Here is a 7,284-nt window from a genome sequence, read left to right on the forward strand (position 1 = left end):
GTCAATGCTCCTGCGGAAACCGACCGGCGCCGACACCGCGTCGTGAGCATGGAATCCGCCCGTAAAAAACGCGCTGAACTGCACTTACTGTGCACGGCACGCCAGTTGAAAACAATGGACGGAATCGATTACGCAACATCCCGCACGGGTACGGCCGACGACGCGCTGACTCAGACCGAGGCGCGGGCCACGAACTCCGCCTTCACCCGCACCGTGCGGTGGGCGGTGCGGCCGTCCAGCCGCTCGCGGAGCAGGCGGGCGGCGGCGCGGCCGACCTCCTCGGCGGGGTAGCGGATCGTGGTGAGGCGGGGCTGTACCAGGGAGGCGAAGGCGGCGTCGTCGTGGCCGACGAGCGCGACTTCGCCGGGGATGTCGATGCCCAGTTCACGGGCCTTGTCCAGGGCGCCGACCGCGATCACGTCGTTGGCGCAGAACACCGCGTCGGGACGGTAGCGGCGGTCCATCAGCTCGGCGAAGCCCTCGGCACCGGCCTCGCGGGTGTGCTCGCCGCGCACCACGAGGTCGCCGGGCAGGGCGGTGCCGTACTGGCGGGCCAGCGCCCGGAGCAGTTCCAGCCGGGGGTCGCCGCCGGTGGCGTCGCGGGGGCCCGCGATCATCGCGATGCGGCGGCGCCGGGCGGCGGTCACCAGCTCCAGCGCCTGCCGGGTCGCGGCCCGCGCGTCGGGGGCCACCTGGTCGACGGCGCCGAAGGGCACGTCCGCGCTGACCACGGCCGGTATGCCCGCGTCGGTCAGTACGCCGAGGTCCTTCGGCAGCAGCCGGAACGGCGTGATCACCACCCCCGCGAAGCGCTGCTGCACCGCCTCCGCGAGCAGCGCCCGCTCCTCCTCGCGCCGGGCCCGGGTGTCGCACACGACGACATGCAGACCGAGCCCGCGCAACTCCTCCTGAAGAGTGGCCGCGAGCTGGGCGAAGAACGGGTTGGCGATGTCCGGCACGATCAGCGCCACCAGACTGGACCGCCCGGTACGCAGGCTGCGGGCGGCCGTGTTGACGACGAAGCCCAGCTCGGCGATGGCCGCCTCGACGGCCGTACGGGTCTCGGGGGCGACGGCGCGCTTGCCCGACAGCACGTACGACACCGTGGCGGAGGAGACTCCGGCTGCACGGGCGACGTCCGCCATGGTGACCCGCTCCCGCACCACTCCCACCCCTTCCGCGCGGTCACCCTACTTCACCTCGGGGAACGCGCCCGGTCTCAGCGCTCCGCGGCCAGTTCGTGGTTCAGGGCGCCGAGGAACTCGGCGACGGTTTCGAGCTGCTCCGGGGTGAAGCGGCGGCGGGCCGCCTCGGTGCCGCGGGCGAGGGGGGTGAAGTACTGGCGGGCGAGGGTACGGGCGGCGGGGTTGTAGTGCAGGTGGACCACGCGGCGGTCGGCGCTGTCACGGGCGCGGGTGATGTGGCCGGCGCGTTCGAGGCGGTCCAGGCACGCCGATACGGCGCCCGAGGTGAGGTTGAGGCGCTCGCGCAGCCGGGAAGGGGTCATGGGCTCGCCGTCCAGGGCCGAGGCGTCCATGATCGCGGCTAGCGCGTGGACGTCCGTGGCGTGGAGGCCGTGCGCCTGGGCAAACGCGTGGGCGATGCGGTTTATCTCGCTGTTCAGGGTGCGCAGGAGGACGGCGTACCCCTGGAGGTCGCTGGGAGGACGCTTCTCCGCGCGTTCGGGCTGCATGACTCCAAGGATATGATCTCCAGATACCTCTACCATTGAGATACTTTATGGTTGAGGTACCTTGCCCGGCATCCGCCCACTCCTCCCTGGGGAGCGCATGAACCCCGTACGCCGACCCGTCCGCTGGCTGGTCCCCCTCGTCCTTGTCCTCGTCTGGCTCGCCCTCGGCGGGGCCTTCGGCTCCTACGCGGGCAAGCTGGGCGAGGTGTCGACCAACGACCAGACCGCGTTCCTGCCGCGCAGCGCGGAGTCCACCAAGGCCGTCGACCTCCAGAAGACCTTCGACCGGCAGGAGACGCTCCCGGCCGTGGTGGTCTGGACCGGCAAGGACGGCGGGAAGATCACCCCGGCCCAGCGCGAGGCGGCCACGCGGGCGCTGGCGTCGCTCGCCGGCACCGACGGTGTGGTGGGCCGCCCGTCCCCCGCGCTCCCCGCCAAGGACGGGGCCGCGCTGGAGGGTGTGGTCCCGCTCAGCCCGGAGCTGGGCGAGAAGGTGACCGATGTGGTGGACCGGGTCGAGCGGACGGCGGCGGGTGTGGCCGGCACGCGTGCCCAGGTCGCCGGTCCGGCCGCCACCCAGGCCGACCTCACTCACGCGTTCGGCGGTATCGACGGCATCCTTCTGGGTGTGGCGCTGGCGGCCGTGCTGGTGATCCTGCTGCTGGTGTACCGCAGTGTGCTGCTGCCGTTCGTCGTCATCCTCGGCGCGGTGTTCGCGCTCGGCATCGCCTGCGCGATCGTCTACGTCCTCGCCGACCACGGTGTCGTACGGGTGGACGGGCAGGTGCAGGGCATCCTCTCGATCCTGGTGATCGGCGCGGCCACCGACTACGCCCTGCTGCTCACCGCCCGCTTCCGGGAGGAACTGGCGCGGGGCGCCCAGCGGGCGGAGGCGGCATGGGGCGCGCTGCGCAATTCGTTCGGCGCGATCACCGCCAGCGCCGCCACCGTGGCGCTCGGGCTGCTCGCGCTGCTGCTCAGCGACCTGACGAACAATCGGGCGCTGGGCCCGGTGGGCGCGATCGGCATCGGATGCGCGGTGCTGTCCACGCTCACCTTCCTGCCCGCGGTGCTCGCCCTGCTGGGCCACGCCGCGTTCTGGCCGGCCAAGCCCCGCCCGGCGGACGCGGCGACGGGCGGCCACGGCCTGTGGCGCCGGGTGGCGCACCGGGTCGACAGCAGCCCCCGGAAGGTGTGGCTGGCCACCTGTGTCGTGCTCGTCGTGGGCGCGGCGTTCTTCCCGGCGCTCAAGTCGAAGGGTGTCCCGCTGGACGAACTCTTCGTCAACGACGCCCCGTCCGTCTCCGCCCAGCAGACGCTCGGCCGGCACTTCCCGGGCGGCTCCGGGCAGCCCGTGGTCGTCATCGCGGACGCGGCCAAGGGCGCGGAGGTGACCGCGGCGGCGGCGAAGACGCCCGGCGTGGCCTCGGCCGCCCCGCTGAGCGCGACCGGCAAGCCGGGGGGTACTCCTCGGGTGGTGGACGGACGCGTACGCGTCGACGCGACCCTGACCGACGCGCCGGACAGCGACGCGGCCAAGGCGACCGTCGAGCGGCTGCGCGACCGGCTGCACGCGCTGGACCCCGGCTCGCTGGTGGGTGGTTACAGCGCCCAGCAGTACGACACCGAGCGCACCGCCGAGCACGACCGGAACGTGATCGTCCCCGTCGTCCTGCTGATCATCCTGGTGATCCTGATCGCGCTGCTGCGCTGCCTGCTGCTGCCGGTGCTGCTGGTGGCGACGGTCGCGCTCAACTACCTGGCCACGCTGGGCATCGCGGGCCTGGTCTTCCGCCACGGCTTCGGCTTCTCCGGCACGGACGCCTCGGTCCCGCTGTACGGGTTCGTGTTCCTGGTCGCGCTCGGCGTGGACTACAACATCTTCCTGATGTCCCGCGTCCGCGAGGAGACCGTCCGCCACGGCACCCGCGAGGGCATCCTGCGCGGTCTGATCGCCACGGGCGGCGTCATCACCTCGGCCGGCGTCGTGCTCGCCGCGACCTTCGCCGCGCTGATCGTCATCCCGCTGGCGTTCCTCGTCCAGATCGCCTTCATCGTCGCCTTCGGCGTCCTCCTCGACACCCTCGTCGTCCGCTCCCTCCTGGTCCCCGCCCTGGTCCGTGACATCGGCCCGGCGGTGTGGTGGCCGGGCAAGCTGTCCCGCGAGCGACGGGCCCCGCAGGAGCGGGAGTCGACGGAGGACCGCGTGGAGCAGAAGCAGTAGCCCTCTCCGGTCGCGGCTACGCCGGACCCAGGCGTCCGCGGAGGAGGCAGAACTCGTTGTCCTCCGGGTCGAGCAGGACGTGCCAGGACTCCTCGCCGGTCTGGCCGATGTCGGCCGGGCGGGCGCCGAGGGCGAGGAGGCGGTCGAGTTCGGCGGGCTGGTCGCGGTCGGTGGGGCTGACGTCGATGTGGAGGCGGAGCTTGGCGGGGCGGGGGTCGGCGGTGGGGCTGAGGACGAGCGTGGGCTGCGGGCCGCCGAACCCGGCGCCGGGCGGGCCGATCTCGATGCTGCCGTCGTCCTCCCGGCCGAGTTCCACGTAGCCCAGTACGTCGCTCCAGAACGCGGCGAGTCGCTCCGGATCGGCGGCGTCGATGACCAGCTCACTGATGCGGCATGCCATGCGCGCCAGTGTACGGAGAACGGGCGAATCCGGTGGGCCCGAAGGAAGCCGGACGTGCCGTACCGGGGAGCCTTCCTTGCATGACCCTCACCGCACACATCGACACCACGCGCCCGGTGGCCACGCTCATCAACGTGTTCACCGTCACCCCGGACCGCCAGGTCGAGCTGATCGACCTCCTCTCCCGCGCCACGGAGGAGACGATGAAGCATCAGCCCGGCTTCGTCTGCGCCAACTTCCACGCCTCCCTGGACGGCGAGAGTGTCGTCAACTACGCCCAGTGGGAGACCGAGGAGCACTACCGCGCGATGCTGGCCGACCCCGAGGCCAGGGTGCACATGGACAAGGCGGCCACCATCGCCACCCACGTCCAGCCACGCCTCTTCCGCGTGGAGTCGGTCCACGCGAGCTGACGGACCCCAGCCTCAGACTCTCCTCAATTCCCTTGGCAGCACCGGCACATGACCACCACGATCGGCCGTATGACAGGACTCACGGGACTCACCGGGGGCCGGGCCTTCGTGCTGCCGCTCAAGGACTCGGACGCGATTCTGGCGGCGGTGCGCCGAGCGCTGGCGGACGCGCCGCCGGAGGAGCGGCCGGGGCTGGAGCGGGCCGTCGCGCTCGTGGAGTCCACCGCCGCCGCCTCCGAGGACGCGCTGTGCGCCCGCTGGGTCCGCGTCCGGCTGGCCGACAGCGGCTTCACCGGTGACATCGCCTCGATGGCCGCCCTGCGGGCCCTGCGCAGGGCCGAGCCGGCCCTCGGCCTGCTGACGGCGGTGGAACTCCAGAAGAAGGCGGTGGCTCACCCGGAGTGAGGGGCGTCCCCCAGTCCGAGTTCCCGCTCGCCCAGCGGGGCGAAGAAACGCTCCACATCGGTGACTTCCGCCAAAGTCGCGGGCGACCAGCGCGGCGAGCGGTCCTTGTCGATGATCTGGGCCCGGACGCCCTCGACCAGGTCGGGCGTGCTCAGGGCCGCGCAGGAGACGCGGTACTCCTGGTCGAGGACCTCCTCCAGGGACCCGAGCCGGCGAGCGCGGCGGAGGGCGGCCAGGGTGACCTTCAGCGCGGTGGGTGACCTGGTCAGCAGGGTGTCGGCGGCCGACTTGGCCTCGGGCGAGCCGTGCTCCCGCAGCCGGGCGATGATCTCCTCGACCGTGTCGGCGGCGTAGCAGGAGTCGATCCACTCCCGCCGGTCCGCCAGCTCGCCCTCCGGCGCCGGACGCCCGTGCCGGGCGAGCGCCTCCGCCACGTCGAGCGCGTCGAGGCCGGCCACCAGGTCGGGAAGCGCGGCGGACGGTACGTAATGGTCGGCCAGCCCGCACAGCAGCGCGTCCCCCGCGCCGATCTGCGCGCCGGTGAGCGCGAGGTGGGTGCCCAGCTCGCCGGGAGCCCGTGACAGCAGGTAGGTGCCGCCCACGTCCGGGACGAACCCGATGCCGGTCTCGGGCATGGCGATCCGGGACCGCTCGGTGACGATCCGGACGCTGCCGTGCGCCGAGATGCCGACACCGCCACCCATCACGATCCCGTCCATCACGGCCACGTACGCCTTGGGATAGCGGGCGATCCGCGCGTTGAGCCGGTACTCGTCCCGCCAGAACTGCGCCGCGGCGGTGCCGTCGCCGTCACGGGCGTCGTCGTGGACGGCGCGGATGTCACCGCCCGCGCACAGCCCCCGCTCCCCCGCCCCCGTGACGACCACCGTCTGCACGGTCGGGTCCCGCTCCCACTCGGTGAGCGCCTCGTCGACGAGCCGGACCATGTCGTGGTTCAGCGCGTTGAGCGCCTTGGGGCGGTTCAGCGTGAGGTGGGCGGCCCGGCCGATGGTGTGCACCAGTACGGGAGCCTCGGCGCCGGTCATCCGATCGCCTCCAGCAGGCCGTGGGCCACGATGACGCGCATGATCTCGTTCGTTCCTTCCGGGTCCGGTGGACAAGCGGGACACCGACGATCTTGCCTCCGCGGGAGCCTCCGGCGACACCCCCGACTTTGGTGGAATATTCAACAACCCCGAGGTTGCTGTACCCGCCGAAGGAGGTCTCAGGTGGACACCAAGTACTACGACCACGGCACCGCCGCCGAGCGCTGGGAGCGGGCGGGGATGTTCTTCGACGCCAAGGAGTACACGAACGCGGCCCGTGTGCTCACCGGGCTGGTCGAGGAGGTCCCGGAGCAGACCGCGCCCCGGCTGCTGCTGGCCCGCGCCTACTACCACTCCGCCCAGCTCGGCCGCGCCGAGGCGGAGCTGCGGATCATCGTGGAGCGGGACCCGGTGGAGCACTACGCCCGGCTGATGCTGGGCCGCACGCTGGAGCGCCAGTCCCGCCACGAGGAGGCCGCGCCGCATCTGCGGATCGCCGCCGCCCTCGCGGGTGACTTCCCGCAGGAATGAGCCCCTGGGGCGCGTCGTGTGAACGGCCGGTTTCGCACCGGCCGTTGGTGCGGCGCGCCCCTCTTCCACGCAGGCCGGCGTGGCATCCTGGCGCGATGACACCTGTCAGTGATCACGCTCCCCTGGCCGAGCGGGTGGCCGAACTCCTCGCGGCGGGCGGCCCGTTGCCCATCGTCGCGGCCGGCCACCCGGTGCTGCGCCAGCCGGCCGAGCCGTACGACGGCCAGCTCGCACCCGAGGTGCTCACCCGCTTCGTGGCGGCGCTGCGCGACACCATGCACGCGGCCCCCGGTGTGGGGCTCGCCGCGCCGCAGGTCGGGGTGGGGCTGCGGATCGCCGTGATCGAGGACCCGGCACCGGTGCCGGAGGAGATCGCGGTGGTCCGGGGCCGGGTGCCCCAGCCCTTCCGGGTGCTGGTCAACCCGTCGTACGAGCCGGAGGGCACCGACAGCGCGTCCTTCTTCGAGGGCTGCCTGAGCGTGCCCGGCTGGCAGGCCGTGGTGACCCGGCCCGCACGGGTCCGGCTGCGCGGGCAGGACGAGCACGGGCGGGAACTGGACGAGGTGGTCGCC

At 72.6% G+C, this 7,284-nt stretch carries 9 protein-coding genes; 5 read left to right on the forward strand and 4 right to left on the reverse strand.

The annotated features are described in order from the left end of the window. Positions 1-170: 170 nt before the first annotated feature. Complete coding sequence (locus GT030_RS34475) at positions 171-1,145, reverse strand: LacI family DNA-binding transcriptional regulator (protein ID WP_161204425.1); 975 nt, start codon at positions 1,143-1,145, stop codon at positions 171-173. A 74-nt stretch (positions 1,146-1,219) separates the two neighbouring features. Then, positions 1,220-1,693 carry a MarR family transcriptional regulator gene (locus GT030_RS34480; protein WP_161204426.1) on the reverse strand — a complete coding sequence of 158 codons (474 nt, stop codon included), beginning with the start codon at positions 1,691-1,693 and terminating at the stop codon, positions 1,220-1,222. Between the two features lie 97 nt (positions 1,694-1,790). Between GT030_RS34480 and GT030_RS34485 the strand changes: the two genes are divergently transcribed. Continuing rightward, positions 1,791-3,917, forward strand: coding sequence for an MMPL family transporter (locus GT030_RS34485; RefSeq protein ID WP_161204427.1), 2,127 nt, complete (start codon positions 1,791-1,793; stop codon positions 3,915-3,917). A 16-nt stretch (positions 3,918-3,933) separates the two neighbouring features. Here GT030_RS34485 and GT030_RS34490 read toward each other — a convergent pair whose 3' ends face one another. After that, a complete protein-coding gene (locus GT030_RS34490) occupies positions 3,934-4,317 on the reverse strand; it encodes a VOC family protein (protein WP_161204428.1) in 384 nt (127 codons plus the stop codon). Positions 4,318-4,397: 80 nt separating this feature from the next. Here GT030_RS34490 and GT030_RS34495 point away from each other — a divergent pair, with 80 nt between their 5' ends. Then, positions 4,398-4,730, forward strand: coding sequence for an antibiotic biosynthesis monooxygenase (locus GT030_RS34495; RefSeq protein WP_161204429.1), 333 nt, complete (start codon positions 4,398-4,400; stop codon positions 4,728-4,730). 69 nt (positions 4,731-4,799) lie between these two features. Continuing rightward, on the forward strand, positions 4,800-5,135 hold the full coding sequence (locus tag GT030_RS34500; RefSeq protein ID WP_161204434.1) for a hypothetical protein: 336 nt from the start codon (positions 4,800-4,802) through the stop codon (positions 5,133-5,135). On the opposite strand, the gene GT030_RS34505 is transcribed toward GT030_RS34500, so the two are convergent. Next, on the reverse strand, positions 5,123-6,181 hold the full coding sequence (locus GT030_RS34505) for an enoyl-CoA hydratase/isomerase family protein (RefSeq protein ID WP_161204430.1): 1,059 nt from the start codon (positions 6,179-6,181) through the stop codon (positions 5,123-5,125). The genes GT030_RS34500 and GT030_RS34505 overlap by 13 nt on opposite strands. A 183-nt stretch (positions 6,182-6,364) precedes the next feature. Here GT030_RS34505 and GT030_RS34510 point away from each other — a divergent pair, with 183 nt between their 5' ends. Beyond that, a complete protein-coding gene (locus tag GT030_RS34510; RefSeq protein WP_086691683.1) occupies positions 6,365-6,712 on the forward strand; it encodes a tetratricopeptide repeat protein in 348 nt (115 codons plus the stop codon). 95 nt (positions 6,713-6,807) lie between these two features. Next, a partial coding sequence (locus tag GT030_RS34515; protein ID WP_161204431.1) for a peptide deformylase occupies positions 6,808-7,284 on the forward strand: 477 nt, incomplete at its 3' end.

It is taken from the genome of Streptomyces sp. SID1328, from assembly GCF_009865595.1.
Classification (GTDB): Bacteria; Actinomycetota; Actinomycetes; order Streptomycetales; family Streptomycetaceae; genus Streptomyces; species Streptomyces griseoluteus.

What these genes read in the sequence shown, in the direction of transcription:
- GT030_RS34505 (WP_161204430.1), bottom strand. Translation starts at nt 6,181, where the DNA reads ATGACCGGCGCCGAGGCTCCCGTACTGGTGCACACCATCGGCCGGGCC.
- GT030_RS34485 (WP_161204427.1), top strand. Translation starts at nt 1,791, where the DNA reads ATGAACCCCGTACGCCGACCCGTCCGCTGGCTGGTCCCCCTCGTCCTT.
- GT030_RS34480 (WP_161204426.1), bottom strand. Translation starts at nt 1,693, where the DNA reads ATGCAGCCCGAACGCGCGGAGAAGCGTCCTCCCAGCGACCTCCAGGGG.
- GT030_RS34490 (WP_161204428.1), bottom strand. Translation starts at nt 4,317, where the DNA reads ATGGCATGCCGCATCAGTGAGCTGGTCATCGACGCCGCCGATCCGGAG.
- GT030_RS34500 (WP_161204434.1), top strand. Translation starts at nt 4,800, where the DNA reads ATGACAGGACTCACGGGACTCACCGGGGGCCGGGCCTTCGTGCTGCCG.
- GT030_RS34475 (WP_161204425.1), bottom strand. Translation starts at nt 1,145, where the DNA reads ATGGCGGACGTCGCCCGTGCAGCCGGAGTCTCCTCCGCCACGGTGTCG.
- GT030_RS34495 (WP_161204429.1), top strand. Translation starts at nt 4,398, where the DNA reads ATGACCCTCACCGCACACATCGACACCACGCGCCCGGTGGCCACGCTC.